The sequence below is a fragment of the Streptomyces sp. NPDC018000 genome, from assembly GCF_044328025.1.
Lineage (GTDB): Bacteria > Actinomycetota > Actinomycetes > Streptomycetales > Streptomycetaceae > Streptomyces.
In genome coordinates this window covers 122,564-138,435 of the sequence record NZ_JBIRGM010000007.1, presented here as the reverse complement: position 1 = coordinate 138,435, position 15,872 = coordinate 122,564, and the positions used below count along the sequence as shown (strand labels likewise).

18 protein-coding genes are annotated in these 15,872 nt (G+C 70.3%); 10 read left to right on the top strand and 8 right to left on the bottom strand.

Going from position 1 to position 15,872, the window contains the following annotated elements; translation table 11 throughout:
• Positions 1–217 precede the first annotated feature (217 nt).
• The gene (otsB, locus tag ACH4EW_RS18410) at positions 218–1,096 is read right to left on the bottom strand and encodes a trehalose-phosphatase (RefSeq protein ID WP_398258033.1); all 879 of its coding nucleotides are present in this window, start codon (positions 1,094–1,096) and stop codon (positions 218–220) included.
• 67 nt (positions 1,097–1,163) lie between these two features.
• On the opposite strand from otsB, the gene ACH4EW_RS18405 reads away from it, so the two are divergent.
• Together ACH4EW_RS18405 and ACH4EW_RS18400 are read left to right on the top strand one after the other, a co-directional pair.
• Positions 1,164–1,343 carry a hypothetical protein gene (locus ACH4EW_RS18405; RefSeq protein ID WP_398258031.1) on the top strand — a complete coding sequence of 60 codons (180 nt, stop codon included), beginning with the start codon at positions 1,164–1,166 and terminating at the stop codon, positions 1,341–1,343.
• A gap of 82 nt (positions 1,344–1,425) precedes the next feature.
• The gene (locus tag ACH4EW_RS18400; protein ID WP_398258029.1) at positions 1,426–1,644 is read left to right on the top strand and encodes a hypothetical protein; all 219 of its coding nucleotides are present in this window, start codon (positions 1,426–1,428) and stop codon (positions 1,642–1,644) included.
• Positions 1,645–1,657: 13 nt separating this feature from the next.
• Here ACH4EW_RS18400 and ACH4EW_RS18395 read toward each other — a convergent pair whose 3' ends face one another.
• Entirely contained in the window at positions 1,658–1,927 is a 270-nt protein-coding gene (locus ACH4EW_RS18395) for a DUF3263 domain-containing protein (RefSeq protein ID WP_398258027.1), read from the bottom strand.
• Positions 1,928–2,130: 203 nt separating this feature from the next.
• Here ACH4EW_RS18395 and ACH4EW_RS18390 point away from each other — a divergent pair, with 203 nt between their 5' ends.
• From ACH4EW_RS18390 to ACH4EW_RS18375, 4 genes are all read left to right on the top strand, one after another.
• Positions 2,131–3,063 carry an ROK family protein gene (locus ACH4EW_RS18390; protein ID WP_398258025.1) on the top strand — a complete coding sequence of 311 codons (933 nt, stop codon included), beginning with the start codon at positions 2,131–2,133 and terminating at the stop codon, positions 3,061–3,063.
• Positions 3,063–4,295, top strand: a complete 1,233-nt coding sequence (gene nagA / locus ACH4EW_RS18385; RefSeq protein WP_398258023.1) for an N-acetylglucosamine-6-phosphate deacetylase — start codon at positions 3,063–3,065, stop codon at positions 4,293–4,295. Before ACH4EW_RS18390 ends, nagA begins: the two co-directional genes overlap by 1 nt.
• A gap of 162 nt (positions 4,296–4,457) precedes the next feature.
• On the top strand, positions 4,458–5,438 hold the full coding sequence (locus tag ACH4EW_RS18380; protein ID WP_398258021.1) for a 1-phosphofructokinase family hexose kinase: 981 nt from the start codon (positions 4,458–4,460) through the stop codon (positions 5,436–5,438).
• A 58-nt stretch (positions 5,439–5,496) separates the two neighbouring features.
• Positions 5,497–6,348, top strand: a complete 852-nt coding sequence (locus ACH4EW_RS18375; RefSeq protein ID WP_398258019.1) for a ketose-bisphosphate aldolase — start codon at positions 5,497–5,499, stop codon at positions 6,346–6,348.
• A 93-nt stretch (positions 6,349–6,441) separates the two neighbouring features.
• Here ACH4EW_RS18375 and ACH4EW_RS18370 read toward each other — a convergent pair whose 3' ends face one another.
• Positions 6,442–7,395 (bottom strand): CBM35 domain-containing protein, encoded by a 954-nt coding sequence (locus tag ACH4EW_RS18370; RefSeq protein ID WP_398258017.1) that lies wholly within the window; start codon positions 7,393–7,395, stop codon positions 6,442–6,444.
• Positions 7,396–7,547: 152 nt separating this feature from the next.
• Entirely contained in the window at positions 7,548–9,191 is a 1,644-nt protein-coding gene (cdgB, locus tag ACH4EW_RS18365) for a diguanylate cyclase CdgB (protein ID WP_398258015.1), read from the bottom strand.
• Between the two features lie 370 nt (positions 9,192–9,561).
• Between cdgB and ACH4EW_RS18360 the strand changes: the two genes are divergently transcribed.
• On the top strand, positions 9,562–10,068 hold the full coding sequence (locus ACH4EW_RS18360; protein WP_398258013.1) for a flavin reductase family protein: 507 nt from the start codon (positions 9,562–9,564) through the stop codon (positions 10,066–10,068).
• A 98-nt stretch (positions 10,069–10,166) separates the two neighbouring features.
• Here ACH4EW_RS18360 and arfB read toward each other — a convergent pair whose 3' ends face one another.
• On the bottom strand, positions 10,167–10,601 hold the full coding sequence (gene arfB, locus ACH4EW_RS18355; protein WP_398258011.1) for an alternative ribosome rescue aminoacyl-tRNA hydrolase ArfB: 435 nt from the start codon (positions 10,599–10,601) through the stop codon (positions 10,167–10,169).
• A 192-nt stretch (positions 10,602–10,793) separates the two neighbouring features.
• Here arfB and ACH4EW_RS18350 point away from each other — a divergent pair, with 192 nt between their 5' ends.
• The gene (locus ACH4EW_RS18350) at positions 10,794–11,369 is read left to right on the top strand and encodes a TerD family protein (RefSeq protein ID WP_398258009.1); all 576 of its coding nucleotides are present in this window, start codon (positions 10,794–10,796) and stop codon (positions 11,367–11,369) included.
• 225 nt (positions 11,370–11,594) lie between these two features.
• On the opposite strand, the gene ACH4EW_RS18345 is transcribed toward ACH4EW_RS18350, so the two are convergent.
• On the bottom strand, positions 11,595–13,004 hold the full coding sequence (locus ACH4EW_RS18345) for a M1 family metallopeptidase (RefSeq protein ID WP_398258007.1): 1,410 nt from the start codon (positions 13,002–13,004) through the stop codon (positions 11,595–11,597).
• 276 nt (positions 13,005–13,280) lie between these two features.
• Between ACH4EW_RS18345 and ACH4EW_RS18340 the strand changes: the two genes are divergently transcribed.
• A complete protein-coding gene (locus tag ACH4EW_RS18340; protein ID WP_398258005.1) occupies positions 13,281–13,778 on the top strand; it encodes a hypothetical protein in 498 nt (165 codons plus the stop codon).
• Positions 13,779–13,813: 35 nt separating this feature from the next.
• Here the strand turns inward: ACH4EW_RS18340 and ACH4EW_RS18335 are convergent, their stop codons facing one another.
• Together ACH4EW_RS18335 and ACH4EW_RS18330 are read right to left on the bottom strand one after the other, a co-directional pair.
• The gene (locus ACH4EW_RS18335) at positions 13,814–14,491 is read right to left on the bottom strand and encodes a pentapeptide repeat-containing protein (RefSeq protein WP_398258003.1); all 678 of its coding nucleotides are present in this window, start codon (positions 14,489–14,491) and stop codon (positions 13,814–13,816) included.
• Between the two features lie 53 nt (positions 14,492–14,544).
• On the bottom strand, positions 14,545–15,033 hold the full coding sequence (locus ACH4EW_RS18330) for a GNAT family N-acetyltransferase (RefSeq protein WP_398258001.1): 489 nt from the start codon (positions 15,031–15,033) through the stop codon (positions 14,545–14,547).
• Positions 15,034–15,196: 163 nt separating this feature from the next.
• On the opposite strand from ACH4EW_RS18330, the gene ACH4EW_RS18325 reads away from it, so the two are divergent.
• Positions 15,197–15,871, top strand: a complete 675-nt coding sequence (locus ACH4EW_RS18325; RefSeq protein WP_398257999.1) for a rhomboid-like protein — start codon at positions 15,197–15,199, stop codon at positions 15,869–15,871.
• Position 15,872 lies beyond the last annotated feature (1 nt).

Genomic DNA, 15,872 nt, shown 5'->3' with positions numbered 1-15,872 from the left:
CCCGGCCACCTCCGGCGAGCACGCCGCGGTGTTACGGCGGTCGGGGCTCATCTCCACCACCCGCCACGGCAGCGCCGTCCTGCACGCACCGCCCCCTCGGTTCCGCCATGCTGAACGGCCACCTGGATCTCGCGGACCCCACTCGTCGTCGTCGAGAATGATGCCCGCTCGCCCCAGTGCACGAACTACCTTGTGCGGCCTGGCAGTTCGACGACCCCTAGAGGTGCTGCGCCAGGGTCGAGAGGAAGCCCACCACGGCTCCCGGGCCGGTCAGCAGGAGATCGGCCCGCTCGGCCAGTTCGGGCACTTCCGCGCTGCCGCTGCACACCAGCAGGCCCGGGATGCCGTCGGGGCCGTCGTCGCGGAGCTTCTCCACGGCGGCGTACGCGGCGAGGTCACCCAGGTCGTCACCTGCGTACAGGACGGACTCGGCGTCCGCCTCCCGTACGTACTGTGCGAGCGCCACGCCCTTGTCCATGCCCGGCGGGCGCAATTCCAGCACCAGACGGCCCGGTTCGACGATCAGTCCGTGCCGGGCGGCGAGCTCGCCGAGGGGGCCACGCAGGGCCTCGAACGCGGCCTGCGGGTCGTCGGCGCGGCGGGTGTGGACGGCGAGCGACTGCCCCTTCTCCTCGATCCAGGCGCCGTGCCACGAGTCGAACCGGTCGAGCACGACCGGGAGTTCGGAGCGGACCGCGGCGATGCCGGGGTGCGGGGCGGGACTGTGGACGGTGCCGGAGGGGGCGTCCCAGCGTTCGGCGCCGTAGTGGCCGAGGACGACGAGGTGGTCGAGTCCCGGCACTCCGGCGAAGCCGCCGTGCCGGACCGCGACGTCGGCCGGGCGCCCGGTGATCACGGCGACGGAGGCCACTTTCGGGGCGAGCGCGACGAGCGCGTCGACGGCGCCGGGGTGGGCGCGGGCCTGTTCCGGGTCCGGGACGATGTCGGCGAGCGTCCCGTCGAAATCGAGCGCGATGACGGCACGGTCAGGGCGCGCGAGAATCGCGGCGAGGGCTTCTCGGCCGGGTGGGGTGGTGGGGGTCGGGAGCTCGGACGGGATCTCGCTCGGCGCGGGTACGTACGGGTTGCTGCCCATGGGTCGAGCCTATAGGCGTACCGCCGGACACAGCCATGGGCGGCGTGGCACACGGGCGGCGTCCGCGGTGAAGCCGACCAAAGGCAAGGCCAGCAGCACCCATCGGGCCAACGCCCGTAAGACGTGCGAGGGCAGGAAGAAGACGCAGTGGCGGAGCCTGATCGACGTGGACATCATTGGCGAGGCCGACTCCCCGGAGAAGGCCGTCACTGCCACGATGACCTTCAACTGCGGCGCGGGTGTGTAGGGAGAGACGATGGGTGATGCGGTGCGGGACTCCACTCTGCTCATGGGCGTGCACGGAGGCGCTGGCGTGCACGTACGGATGCATGTCCGTCGAGCCGGAAACCACCGACGTGGGCCTCCCGGGTCTGGCCCTGCCGCTGACCGGCGAAATGCAGACCGAGGGGATGCACCGGGCCCTGGCCTTCCGCTGCCGGGTGCCCGTGTGGTCCCTCGACGCGGCAGCCTGGACCACGGAGGTCTTCGTCGAGGCACTACGCGTCACCGGCACTGCGGAACCCGTCATGATCACTGTCTCCGGCTGAGCGGGTGCCGGTTTCAGCGGCGCCCCCGCCTCGCATCGCGGATCCGGCGCAGGCGGTTCACCGTCACCGGGTCCTCCTCCAGCGCGCGGCGGTCGTCGAGCAGCGCGTTCAGCAGCTGGTAGTAGCGCGTGGGCGAGATGCCGAGCTGTTCGCGGATCGCGCGCTCCTTCGCCCCGGGCCCGGCCCACGACTGCCGTTCGACGGCGAGCACGGCACGGTCCCTGTCGGAGAGCCCGATGGGGGCGCCCGTGTCGTCGGGGCCATTCGGGGGGGCATCGGTCATATCAGCCAACCTATCGCCCGGCCGGAGAGCCGCCACCTGCTACTCCGCGCCCTTTGCCGCCCCCGCCTCCTGCGCGGTCCTCCCGCTCCGGGCCCGCTGCCCGAGTCCACCGCACCAGGGGCGCGGGTGCGCTTTTGTATGGACGCGCAACAAACCACATAGTGGACTAGACCTTTTGGGTTCCTCGGGCGAAACTGTTTCCCGTGAAACACGTCATCGCCCTCGATGTGGGCGGCACCGGAATGAAGGCCGCACTGGTCGGGGCCGACGGCGCCCTGCTGCACGAGGCGCGGCGGGCGACTGACAGAGAGCGCGGCCCCGCCGCCGTCGTGGAGTCGATCCTCGGCTTCGCCGCGGACCTGCGGGCGTACGGCGAGGAGCACCTCGGCGAAAGCGCTGTGGCGGCCGGTGTCGCCGTGCCCGGCATCATCGACGCCGAGAACGGGATCGCGGTCTACGCCTCGAACCTGGGCTGGCGCGACGTACCCATGCGGGAACTGCTCGGCGAACGGCTCGGCGGTGTCCCCGTCGCACTCGGCCACGATGTGCGCACCGGCGGGCTCGCCGAGGGCCGGATCGGCGCGGGCAAGGGCGCCGACCGCTTCCTCTTCGTGCCGCTGGGCACCGGGATCGCCGGGGCCATCGGCATCGCGGGCACCATCGAGTCCGGAGCGCACGGCTACGCGGGCGAGATCGGCCACATCGTGGTCCGGCCGGACGGCCCGGACTGCGGCTGCGGCCAGCGCGGCTGCCTGGAGACCCTGGCGTCCGCCTCCGCGGTGACCCGGGCCTGGGCCGCCGCTTCCGGCGATCCGACGGCGGACGCCGCGGGCTGCGCGAAGGCCGTGGAGTCGGGCGACCCGGCGGCCGTGGAGGTGTGGCGGAACGCGGTCGACGCGCTCGCTGCCGGGCTGGTCACCGCGCTGACGCTGCTCGACCCCGGCACGCTCATCATCGGTGGCGGTCTCGCCGAGGCCGGGGAAACCTTGTTCACACCACTGCGTACGGCCGTCGAGGAACGTGTCACGTTCCAGAAGCTGCCCCACATCGTCCCGGCGGCCCTCGGGGACACCGCCGGATGCCTGGGCGCAGGGCTGCTCGCCTGGGATCTTCTCTCCACGGAGGTATCCGCCTGATGGCCGAACGCGCAGACCGCACAGTTCTCGCAGGCGCCCGGGTGGTGCTTCCCGCCGGGACCGTCGAGGACGGCCGGGTGATCGTCGAGGGCACCCGTATCGTCGGCAGTGCGGCGGAGGGTGCCGGCACCCCGTGGAAACCACCCACCGACAGCAACCCCCCACGTCCCCCGGCCGCGTCCACACCGCATCCGGACGCCACCCGGACCGTCGACCTGAGCGGCCACTGGATCGTCCCCGGCTTCGTCGACATGCACAACCACGGCGGCGGTGGCGCGTCCTTCACCTCCGGCACCGTGGACGAGGTCCTCACCGGCATCCGCACCCACCGCGAGCACGGCACCACCACACTGGTCGCCTCCACCGTCACCGGCGAGATGGACTTCCTCGCCCAGCGGGCCGGCGTCCTGTCCGAACTGGTCGAGCAGGGCGACCTGGCCGGTATCCACTTCGAGGGGCCGTTCATCTCGCCGTGCCGCAAGGGCGCGCACAGCGAGGATCTGCTGCGCCACCCGGCCCCGGCCGAGGTCCGCAAGCTGATGGACGCGGCGCGCGGCACCGCGAAGATGTTCACGCTCGCCACCGAACTCCCGGGCGGCATCGAGTCGGTGCGGCTGCTCGCCGAGCACGGGGTGATCGCCGCGATCGGGCACACCGACGCGACGTACGAGCAGACCGTCGAGGCGATCGACGCGGGCGCCACCGTCGCCACCCACCTCTACAACGCGATGCCCGGCCTCGGCCACCGCGCGCCCGGCCCGATCGCCGCCCTGCTGGAGGACGAGCGGATCACCGTAGAACTGATCAACGACGGTACGCATCTGCACCCCGCCGCCCTGGAGCTGGCCTACCACCACGCGGGCGCCCACCGCGTCGCGCTGATCACCGACGCCATGGACGCGGCCGGCTTCGGCGACGGCCGGTACCAGCTCGGCCCGCTCGCGGTCGAGGTCAAGGACGGCGTCGCTCGGCTGGTGGAGGGCAACTCGATCGCGGGCTCCACGCTCACCCTGGACACCGCGTTCCACCGGGCCGTGACCATCGACAGGATCCCGGTCGGCGATGTCGTGCAGTCCATCTCCGCCAACCCGGCACGGCTGCTCGGCGTGTACGACAAGGTCGGCTCGCTGGAACCGGGCAAGGACGCGGACCTGGTGGTCCTGGACGAGGACTTCACGCTCAAGGGCGTCATGCGCAAGGGCGAATGGATCATCGACCCCCGAATCGGTTGAAATGACCCGCTATTGACGGTCAGTCGAATACGTAACGAAGAGACGGCGGTTGGCCCGGAGGTCTGGGCCGACCGCCGCCTCTTTGAGAGGATCGCCTGGGAAACAGGCAGAGAAAGCGCATTCCTTCCAAGGATTCGCGCTCCAGAGCAGGGAGCGGCCGCGGTGATCCTCACGGTCACACTGAATACGGCACTCGACCTGACGTACGGCGTCCCGGAACTCGTCCCGCACGCCAGCCATCGCGTCAGCGACATGTCCGAGCGCCCCGGCGGCAAGGGCCTCAACGTGGCCCGGGTGCTCTCCGCCCTCGGCCACGACACGGTGGTCACCGGATTCGCCGGAGGCGCCACCGGAGCCGTACTGCGCGAGCTGCTGGCAGGCCTGTCGCCGCAGGACGCGGACACGGAAGCCGGGAACGATTCCGTGCCCGCCGCCGCGCCGATCACGGACGCCCTCGTCACCGTCGCCGGGAACACCCGTCGCACGATCGCCGTCGTCGACCGGGCCACCGGCGACACCACCCAGCTCAACGAACCCGGCCCGCTCGTCACCACCGCCGCATGGACCACCCTCATAGGCCGGTACCAGGAGCTCCTCACCGGGGCCGACGCCGTCGCCCTCTGCGGCAGCCTGCCGCCCGGCATCCACGTCGGCGCCTACGCCGAACTGGTCCGCCTGGCCCGCACCGCCGGCGTCCCCGTGCTCCTGGACACCAGCGGTGAGCCGCTGCGCCGCGGCATCGCCGCCCGCCCCGATCTGATCAAGCCCAACGCCGACGAGCTCGCCCAGCTCACCGGCTCCCGCGACCCCCTGCGCGCCACCCACGACGCCCGTCGCCGCGGCGCGCACGGGGTCGTCGCGTCCCTGGGCCCGGACGGCATGCTGGCGGTCACCCCCGCCGGCATCTGGCAGGCGTCCCCGCCCGCCAAGGTCCTGGGCAATCCGACCGGTGCGGGCGACTCCGCGGTGGCCGGGCTGCTGTCCGGCCTCGTCGAGGGCCTGAGCTGGCCGGACCGGCTGCGGCGGGCGGTGGCACTGTCGACGGCGACCGTGCTCTCCCCGACGGCCGGTGACTTCGACCGCGCGGCGTACGAGGAGCTGCTGCCGCGCGTCGGCATCGAGGAACACGCACCGGCGGCCTGAGGCCGCGCCCGTCCCGGACCCGCGTTCAGCTGGTTCGAAGAAGGAGCAAGAGGTCAGCATGCCGCTCGTCAGCACCGGTGAACTCGTCTCCGCCGCCCGGACCGAGGGGCGTGGGATCGCCGCCTTCAATGTCATCACGCTGGAGCACGCGGAGGCCATCGCGGCCGGCGCCGAGCGGGCCGGGGCGCCCGCCATCCTGCAGATCTCCGAGAACGCCGTGAAGTTCCACGGCGGACGGCTCTGTGCCATCGCCGCCGCGACCGCCGCCGTGGCCCGCGCTTCCGGAGCCCCCCTCGCGCTCCACCTCGACCATGTCGAGTCCGCGGAGCTGCTGCGCCAGGCGCACTCGGAGGGCTTCGGCTCGGTCATGTTCGACGCCTCCAAGCTGCCGTACGAGGAGAACGTGCGCGCCACGGCCGAGGCGGTGGCCTGGGGCCATGAGCGCGGCATCTGGATCGAGGCCGAGCTGGGCAAGGTCGGCGGCAAGGAGGGCGAGGCCCCGCTCGGCGCCCACGCCCCCGGCGTCCGCACCGACCCGGCCGAGGCCGCCGCGTACGTCCGCGACACCGGGGTGGACGCGCTGGCCGTCGCGGTCGGCTCCTCGCACGCCATGACCGAGCGCACCGCCGCTCTGGACCACGACCTGATCGGCCGGCTGCGCGACGCGGTCCCGGTCCCGCTGGTGCTGCACGGCTCCAGCGGCGTCCCGGACAAGGAGATCCGCCGGGCCGTCGCCTCCTCCGGCATGGTCAAGATCAACGTGGGTACGGCGCTGAACACGGCGTTCACCGGCGCGCTACGGGCGTACCTCGCCGAGAACACCACGGGTGTGGACCCACGCAAGTACATCGCGCCGGGGCGCGAGGCGATGGCGGCGACCGTGGCGGGGTTCCTCGCACTGATGGGCTGACCGCGGCACGCAGCGCGGTCAGCCCATCAGTGAAGTTTTCTCATCCCGGGTTCGGACACCAGGAGAGGCCGCAAAGCGTTCGCCCTCAATGGGCTAACCCTTCGCAGGGGTGACTTCCAGCCAATCCAGGATCACGTCGCACTGATTCCCTTCCTGGCACGAGATGCTGATCTCGTTCTCACCCTTGATCAGGTCGACCGGCGCCCAGGTGGTCTGCCAGTTCTTCTCCCAGTCCGGGTCCGAGGAGTGGACGAAGTTCTTGAGACCGATCGGCTGTGAGTTCGGCTTCCCGTTGACCGTCAGCGTGGCGTTGGCGTCCTTGGCAGGGATCGCATAGCGCACCGTCAGGCGGTACGAACCGCCGGTGGGCATGTTCGCTTTCCATGTCACGGACGACCCGACCGAGTTGAAGCCGGTGACATACGACCCGTTAGGGCCTTCCGCACCTTTGATGGCCTGGTCGAGGGTGGCCGAACCGCCGAGCTTCAGCGTCGCCGCGTCCTGCTTGGGCAGCTCGGCCGGAGCCTCGGAGCTCGCGGACTCCTTGGGCTTCGGGGACTCCTCGACCTGGCTGCCGGGGCCGGTGGAAGAGATGGCCTCTTCCTTCTTCTTGTCCTTGTTGTCTTCGCCTGTGATCAACGCGGCGCCGATGCCGATGAGCACCACCAGGACCACCGCGACCGCACCGAGGAGCAGGCCCTTGGTGTTCGGGCCGCCCTTGCCGGGGCCGCCGGTGTGGCCGCGACCGCCCTGCTGCGGGACATGCGTGGTGGGAGCGCCGCCGGGGTACGGCCCCGGGGCGGCGTACTGCGCGTTCGGATGGCCGTACGGCTGCTGGTGCGGCACCTGCTGCCCGTACTGGCGCTCTCCGACGGCCCGCACCTGGTTGTACGAGGTCCGGGGCACGCCGGGCTGCGGGGCTGCTGGGGGGTAGCCGTAGCCGCCCTGTCGTGGCGGCTGGGCGCCTGCTGCCTGTCCGTCCTCGTACAGGTAGCCGAACGGATCGTCGTCCTCGGGCTTGTTTGCGCCGTCGTTCCCGGCCGTCATCCCTGGGTCACTCCTCACCATGTCGCCAGCCGTCGCCGAAAATTGCCAGCCGGGGCCGACCGGCCGAGCCTACCCCGAACGGCCCGCGCCAAGAATTGCCGTCGCACGTTCTGGAACCGCGGCGGGATGCGGGAACAGCTCCGTCGTGAACGTCAGCCGGCCCTGCGGTGAACCTTCGCCCGGGACCGCTTCTCCACGTACATCCGCTGGTCGGCGGAGCGCAGTACCTCTTCGGCGGTCATTCCGCAGGCGGCCCAGCCGATACCGAAGCTCGCCCCGACGCGCACGGCCCGGCCGTCGACCCGAATAGGCGGAATGATGGCGTTACGGAGACGTACGGCCAGGTCCGCGGCGTCCGCGGCAACGAGCCCGTCGGCGAGAACGACGAATTCGTCACCCCCGAGCCGGGCGACGGTGTCGCCGTCGCGGACACAGGTGCTGAGACGGTGGGCGACCTCGATCAGTACGGCATCACCGGTGTGGTGGCCGAAGCGGTCGTTGATCGACTTGAAGCCGTCGAGGTCGCAGAAGAGGACCGCGAGGCCCTTCGCCCCGTCGTCGTTCTCGGTGTCCGGGGCGACGGAATGCACATGGTGGTCGTACGGACCGCCGGGCGCCGAGTCCACCTCGTAGCCATGTGTCCGCGCGTCCGGATCGTCGGCGTCGCCGTACGCCGCGTCCAGCGCCTCCACCGCGGTGGTGGCCATCGAGTGCGGGCGCTCGCAGAGCCGGGAGCTGAGCCGGGAGCGCAGCTCGGCGCTGTTGGGCAGACCGGTGAGCGCATCGTGCGAGGCTCGGTGCGCGAGGTGCAGCTCGTGGCGCTTGCGCTCCTCTATGTCCTCGACATGGGTGAGCAGGAAACGCGGACCGTCCGTGGTGTCGGCGACGACGGAGTTGCGCAGCGAGACCCAGAGATAGGTGCCGTCCCGCCGCCCGAGCCGCAGCTCGGCGCGGCCGCCCTCGGCGGAGGTGCGCAGCAGAGTGCCGACGTCCTCGGGGTGGACGAGGTCGGTGAAGGAGTAGCGGCGCAGGACGGACGCGGGGCGGCCGAGCAGCCGGCACAGGGCGTCGTTGGTGCGCAGCAGCCTGCCGTGCTGGTCGCCGCCCATCTCGGCGATGGCCATGCCGCTGGGGGCGTACTCGAAGGCCTGGCGGAAGGACTCCTCACTGGCCCGCAGCGCCTGCTGTTCACGCTCCAGACGGACCAGGGCGCGCTGCATGTTTGCTCTCAGCCGGGCGTTGCTGATCGCAATGGCCGCCTGTGATGCGTACATCTGGAGCGCCTCCCGGCCCCAGGCGCCGGGGCGACGGCCGTTGCGCGGGCGATCGACGGATATGACGCCCAGGAGATCGCGACCGCCGCCGGACGCGTACATCGGGGCGTAGAGCCGGTCCTCGGGGTGCCACTCGTCCTCGAAGCGGGGTTCGGGGCCCTCGGTGTGCCACTGCGGTACGTCGTCGTCGAGGAGGACCCAGCCGTCGGTGTGGGGGATGAAGCGGAGCTCGTCCCACGCCTCACCCATCGAAAGCCTGCGCTCCCAGGAGCCGCGCGAGCCGACATGGCCGGTGATCAGGGCTTCTGCGGCGCTGTTGCCGGCGAAGGCGGCGACGACGAGATCGCCGTCGGGGCGGACCAGGTTCACGCAGGCAAGCTCGTAGCCGAGACCGGCGACGATTCCGTCGGCCACGGTCTGCAGTGTGTCGGCCAGGCTCCGCGCTGTATTGAGATCGGCCACGACCTGGTGCAACTGCCGCATCGTCGCAAGACGGACGTACGGCTCCGACTCGGCCTCCATTGCTTGCACTCCCCGAGACCTCGACAGCACTCCAGGTTTCATATCGACGTACTGGCTTCAGTGTCACGGCAACTGAATCACAGTGAGCTGTGCACTCGGTACACAGGGTCAGCAAATCTTGGCCTCTGTGACTCAAGTCACAAAAGATGATGAAGGGGTTCGCGTGCTCCGGGGATGCGGTACACCCTTTTCTTGAACGCAAATGCGGGCGTTGCAGCGCCGGGCCGCCGCCGCGATGGGCCGCGGGTCCTAGGACCCGGCTGGTCCCCTGGCCCGATGCGACGGCACGCCGTCCGCGGCTAGCGTGCCCGACGTGTTGCAGACGAAGCCTCCCGCCCCGCGTTCCGAGCCCATCCCCCATGCTGAGGGGGTGAGCAACGATGAGTTCCGAGGCGCCCTCGCCCGGCTGGCCGCCGGAGTCGTGCTGATCACCGCCGAGGAGCCGCCGCTCGACAAGAACGGGCGCGGCGAGGACGTCGGGATGACCGCGACCGCCTTCATGTCGGTGTCGCTGGACCCGCCCCTGGTCATGGTCAGCCTGCGCAACGGCTCACGGATGGACGATCTGCTGTCGGAGCAGCCGCTGTGGGCGGTCTCCGTACTCGCCGAGAGCCAGCGGCACATCGCCGGACGGTTCGCGATGAGGGGCCGGATCAGCGACCGGCTGCTGTTCGAGGACATCCCCTGTACAAGGGGAGAGATCAGCCATGCACCACTGATCGGGGGCGCGCTGGCCACGCTGGAGTGCCGCACCGAGCAGCGGGTCCTGGCAGGCGACCACACGCTGGTGATCGGCCGGGTGCTGAGCGCGACCCTGCCGAGCGTGGACGGATCGCCGCTGACGTACTTCCGGGGGCGGTACCGGCAGCTGGGGTGAGGGGGCGGCATCACGCAGTTGGCGGTGAAACGGGGCCCGGCGTCACGGAGCCGGGGTGAACGGACCCGGCATCGCGCGCCCGGATCACGCAGACACGGCTACCAGTCGCGGCCGGAGCGGCCGCGCTTCGTCTCGCCGCGCTGCTTCTTCTCGCGCAGGCGGCGTTCGTTGATGCCGCGCGGAATCCTGGTCTTGCGGCGTGGCCTGGGGGGCGGCGCCGTGGCCTCGGCCAGCAGGGACGCGAGCCGTACGAGAGCCGTCTCGCGGTTGCGCCACTGGGAGCGGTGCTCGGACGCCCGTACCGCGATCACCCCGCCCACGAGCCTGCTCTCCAGACGCTGGAGCGCCCGCTCCTTCCACACCTGGGGAAGCGACTCGGTCGCCGCGAGGTCGAAGCGGAGCTCCACCTGGGAGTCGCTGGTGTTGACGTGCTGCCCGCCGGGCCCGGAGGACCGCGAGAAACGCCACATGAGCTCGGCCTCCGGCAGGGAGACCGAACCGCGGATGACATAGGGCCCGGACATGACACCCATGTTCCCCGGCCCGCAGTGCGTTCGTCACCTTCTTTTGCCGTACGAACCGTGTCCCCCGTCGGGCCGACGGGGGGAATTCGGTAAAGAAAGTAAAGGGAGCAGGAACCTCCCGGCCCCCTGCCCACGTTATGACCTGTAACGGTAGCTTCGTGACGACATGAAGCCCGCAAGCGACGATGAAAGGGACTTCCCATGGCTGTAAGCCTGTCCAAGGGCGGCAACGTCTCGCTCACCAAGGAGGCCCCGGGCCTGACCGCCGTCACGGTCGGCCTCGGCTGGGACGTCCGCAGCACCACCGGCACCGACTTCGACCTCGACGCCTCGGCGATCGCGGTCAACGCGGGCGGCAAGGTCGTCTCCGACGGCCACTTCGTCTTCTTCAACAACAAGTCGACGCCGGACCAGACCATCGTTCACACCGGTGACAACCTCACGGGTCAGGGCGAGGGCGACGACGAGCAGATCAACGTCAACCTGGCGGGCCTGCCGGCCGATGTCGACAAGATCGTCTTCCCGGTCTCGATCTACGACGCCGAGTCCCGAAGCCAGAACTTCGGCCAGGTGCGCAACGCGTTCATCCGCATCATCAACCAGGCCGGTGGCACGGAGATCGCGCGCTACGACCTGAGCGAGGACGCCGCCACCGAGACCGCCATGGTCTTCGGCGAGCTCTACCGCAACGGCGCGGAGTGGAAGTTCCGCGCGGTCGGCCAGGGCTACGCCTCGGGCCTGCGCGGCATCGCGCAGGACTTCGGCGTCAACATCTGACATGCCGTAGCCAGTACGTCAGCACACGCCGGGAACCTCTGGCCGCATCTCCTGCGGCCGGGGGCTCCCGTCTGCCCGCGTGATATTGCACAACCACCTCTGGAATCCGCCGAATAACGAACCCCTGCGCATCCCATTCGGACAAGAAGTGGTCAAACAATGCGAGGCGGCCAGACGGGACTTCCGAAACACGCCCTGGTGCCGCGACCGGCACCAGGGAGCCGGTCAGTCCTTCGAGTCAGGCCGGCTCCCGCCGTACAGCCAGGTGTTCCACAGCTCCGTCAGATCCTGACCGGTCGTCTTCTCCACGTAGGCGGTGAAGTCGGCCGTCGACGCGTTGCCGTGCCGGTAGGCCTTCGTCCAGCCCCTGACGAGCGCGAAGAAGCGCTTGTCGTCGTCCACAGCCTGCCGGATCCTGTGGATGACCATGGCCCCGCCCTCGTACACCGGCGCCTGCGAGATGTCCGCGGCGGTCGGCGGATCGGCGGGCGGAAAGGCCCAGTTCTCGTCGTCGTCGAAGGCGGCGTCGAACCGCTTCTGGACCGGGTTGCCCTCCTGGTCTTCCTCCCACAGCCACTCCGCATAGGTCGCGAAGCCCTCGTTGAGCCACATGTCGCGCCAGCTCTCGGGCGTGACGGAGTCCCCGAACCACTGGTGGGCCATCTCGTGGACGAGCAGTCCGGCATCGGGCGGCCCCGGGAAGAACGGCCGGCTCTGGGTCTCCAGCGCGTATTCGGCGTCCCCGGGACGACCGACGATCGCGCCCGTGGCGGAGAAGGGATACGGGCCGAAACGTTCCGCCTCCCATTCCACGATCTCGGGAACCCGGTCGAGAATCCCCGCGCTGTCCGCCGCCACCGCCGGGTCCGCGGCCGTGAACACCTCGATGCCGTCCGGGGTGGTCGACGTCTTCGTGTCGAAACGGCCGATGGCGACCGTCGCGAGATAGCTCGCCATCGGTTCGGCGATGTGCCAGTGGTACGTGGTGGTGGTGCCCGAGGCGCTGCGAGATGTCAGCTCGCCGTTGGAGACGGCCGTCAGGCCCTTGGGAACGGTCACGGTGATGTCGTACGACGCCTTGTCGCTCGGGTGGTTGTTGCCCGGGAACCACGCCATGGAACCGGTCGGTTCACCGAGCGCGACCGATCCGTCCGCGGTCCTCAGCCAGCCCTCCTCCGACTCGTCGGGGTCGGTGAGGGTCTGCGGGGAGCCGGAGTAGCGGACCACCGTACGGAACGTCCTGCCCTTGCGGAGCCGGCTTTCGACCTCCGCGTCGGGGCGCAGCGTCAGCTCGCGGCCCGCCCGGTTGACTGCGGCCGGGCGGCCCTCGACGGTCGCGGACTGCACGGTGAGCCCGGCGAGGTCGAGGTTGAAGGAGCTGAGGTCCTGGGTGGCACGCGCGGTGATCGTTGCGGTGCCGCGCAGGCGGTGGGCGGCCGGGTCGACGTCGAGTGCGAGGTCGTAGTGCGTGACGTCGTAGCCGCCGTTGCCGAGCTTCGGGAAGTAAGGGTCGCGCAGTCCGGCGGCGCCAGGGGTGCCTTCGACACCGCCGGTGCAGGCTGTGGAGGCCGTCAGAAGCAGCAGGGCGAGGCCAGCGGCGCATGCCGTGCGGCGTACAGATGTTCGCTGATCCACAGCGGCGATCCTAGTGCCGGTCGCGGCAGTAGACGCGAAATATCAGAATGTGCTTGTTCAGGCACAACGGGACCCTGCTTCGCAAGGGCGGCGAGGGCGGCGGCGCCGGCCTTCGCAAACTTCGGCTGCCGCCCCGGCCCCCTGGTCCGGGTCCTTCCGGGGGCCGTGTCCTTCCGGGGGCCGTGTCCTTCCGGATTCGCGGGGCCCGGCGCCGCAGGGCCACCCCACCCGATCGTGTCGGCCCCCCCCCGTCACCGGGCATGACACCATCGAACTGTGCTCGACATCGGTTACTCCCTCTCCCGGCGCTTCCCCGATCCCCCGCAGACCGACTACCGCCGCGCGGACGTCCACGCCCTGCGGCACGATCTGTTCTCCGGGGACGTCTACCTCGCGGACACCAAGGCGGACCGCGAAGTGTCCACAGCCTGGGGATGGGTGCCGGTGCTGGACTTCGCGTGGGCGCTGTGCGACATCGTCGAGCAGATCGACCAGGACCCGCGCGGCAACCGCTCGCACCGGCGGCAGTTCGCAGAGCTGGACTTCACCGAGTCGTCCGACCGGATGTTCTTCGAGCGCCGCTTCGGCTGGGTCGACGTCGAGGCCGACTGGATGCCCGGAGACGAGCCCCCGCTCACCTTCGGCCATTCGCTGTTGCGCCGCGAGGCCCGCGACTTCCTGCACGATTTGATCGCCGACCTCGCCGACATGCACGAAGGGCTCGCCGACAACCCCGTGATCTGGGACCTCCAGGCCCGCTTCCCCCGTATCTGACCCGGCCCCGGCGGGCTGACGATCTGGGGGCCGGTCTACGCCTCCACCCGCACCCCGATCTGCGCCGCGAACGCCGGAGCCAGCTCCATCAGCTGCGACGGGCTGATCACCGCACCCGCCAGCCGCTCCACCCCGCGGGCGATGTCCAGATCCGCGACCGTCCGCAGGTCCACCGACTCCATCCGAACGGAACTGAAGTCGGCCCGCTTCAGCACACAGTCGCGGAACTCCACCCGCGCCAGCTGCGCACCCCCGAAATCCGGCTCGGACAGCACACAGCCCTCGAACACCACGTCCTTCAGCCGCGCCTTCCGCAGATTCAGGTAGTCGATCTTCCCGCCGCGCACCAGCACCCGCTCCAGCACCGCACCGTGCAGCTGCACCCCGCCCAGCCGTACGTCCACCACCTCCACATCGCGCAGCGACGCCCCCGCGAGATCGGCGCCCACACCCCGTACGCCCGTCAGCACCGAGTCGATGAACCGGGCCCTGACCAGCTCCGTACGGTCCAGTGCACAGCCGTCCAGCGCACAGTCCATGAACCGGGCCCCCGGACCCGACTCGTCCGCGAGATCCGTCCCCTCGAACCGCACGCCGTCGTAGTCCCCGTCCGGCTCCAGTCCCTCTCCGTCGTACGGAACGAGCGGCGGCAGCCGCACCTCCGGCCGCCGTGCCGCTGCGATCGTCTCCGTCTTCCTGCTGCTGTGTGCCATGCCCCCATCGTGGCCCATCGCTCCTGACAGCGGCCCCGTAACCCGGCCAGGGCCTACTGCCCGCCGAGCTGTTCCCCGAGCTTCGTCAGCGCCCCGTCCGTCAGCCGGTACACCGTCCACTCCTCCTGCGGCCGCGCACCCAGCGACTCGTAGAACGCTATGGACGGGGTGTTCCAGTTCAGCACCGACCACTCCAGGCGCTCGTAGCCGCGCTCCACACAGATCCGCGCCAGCTCCGTCAGCAACGCCTTCCCGTGCCCGCCGCCGCGCCGCTCCGGACGTACGTACAGGTCCTCCAGGTAGATGCCGTGCACCCCGCGCCATGTGGAGAAGTTCAGGAACCACAGCGCGAAGCCGACGGCCTCGCCGTCGTCGTCCGACTCGGCGATGTGCGCATACGCGGCGGGCCGCTCGCCGAACAGCGCCTCGTGCAGCTGCTCCTCGGTGGCGTGCACCTCGTGCAGGCACTTCTCGTAGTCGGCCAGCTCACGGACCATGGCGTGGATGACGGGGACATCGGCAGGGGTAGCGGTGCGAATCATGAGGGCAGAGTAGGACCGGGCTCGTACGCCGCTGGCCCCGCCCCCCGGCAGCACCGCGAGACAGGCCCGCCCTGCCGCCCCGTTGCATGTGGACCGGGTATCGATCAGCTCGTCCGGAATGTCAATCACGCGGGCGGTCGTAGAACTGTGCATCAATCGGATGATGACTCCGAGCAGCCCCGCCCCGCCCACCCGGCCGCACGACGGCGCCGGCTCGTGGCTCCGCAGCGCCGGCTCATGGATCCGCAGCGCACCCGGCACCTACATCTGGCTGGCCGCGCTCTTCGTCACCACCGTCCTCGTCCACCAGATGTCACCGGGCTTCGAAGAGGACTTCCTGCGCCAGCGCTCGACCAACATCCACGAACTCTCCGAGAACCCCGTACGCGTACTGATCACCAGCACCCTCTGGATCGACGGCGGCCATTGGCTTCCCTACGCCGCCCTCTACACCGTCTTCCACGCCCCTGCCGAACGCTGGCTCGGCACCCTGCGCTGGCTCGCCGTCGCCATCGCGGCGCATGTCCTCGCCACCTTTGCCAGCGAAGGCGTCCTGGCCTGGGGCATCCGGCACGGACACGTATCACCGGCCGCCGCCAACACGCTCGATATCGGCGTCAGTTACGCGCTTGCGGGCGTCATCGCGGTCCTCACGTACCGCATCCCGACACCCTGGCGGTACGTTTATCTCTTCGCCGTGCTCGTCTTCTACGGCATCCCTCTCATCGCCGGTCGCACCTTCACCGACCTCGGCCACTTCATCTCCGTACTCATCGGCCTCGCCTGCTACCCACTGACCCGGTCCCGGAACAGGACGAAAGCCCCTCCGGCGCAGTAAC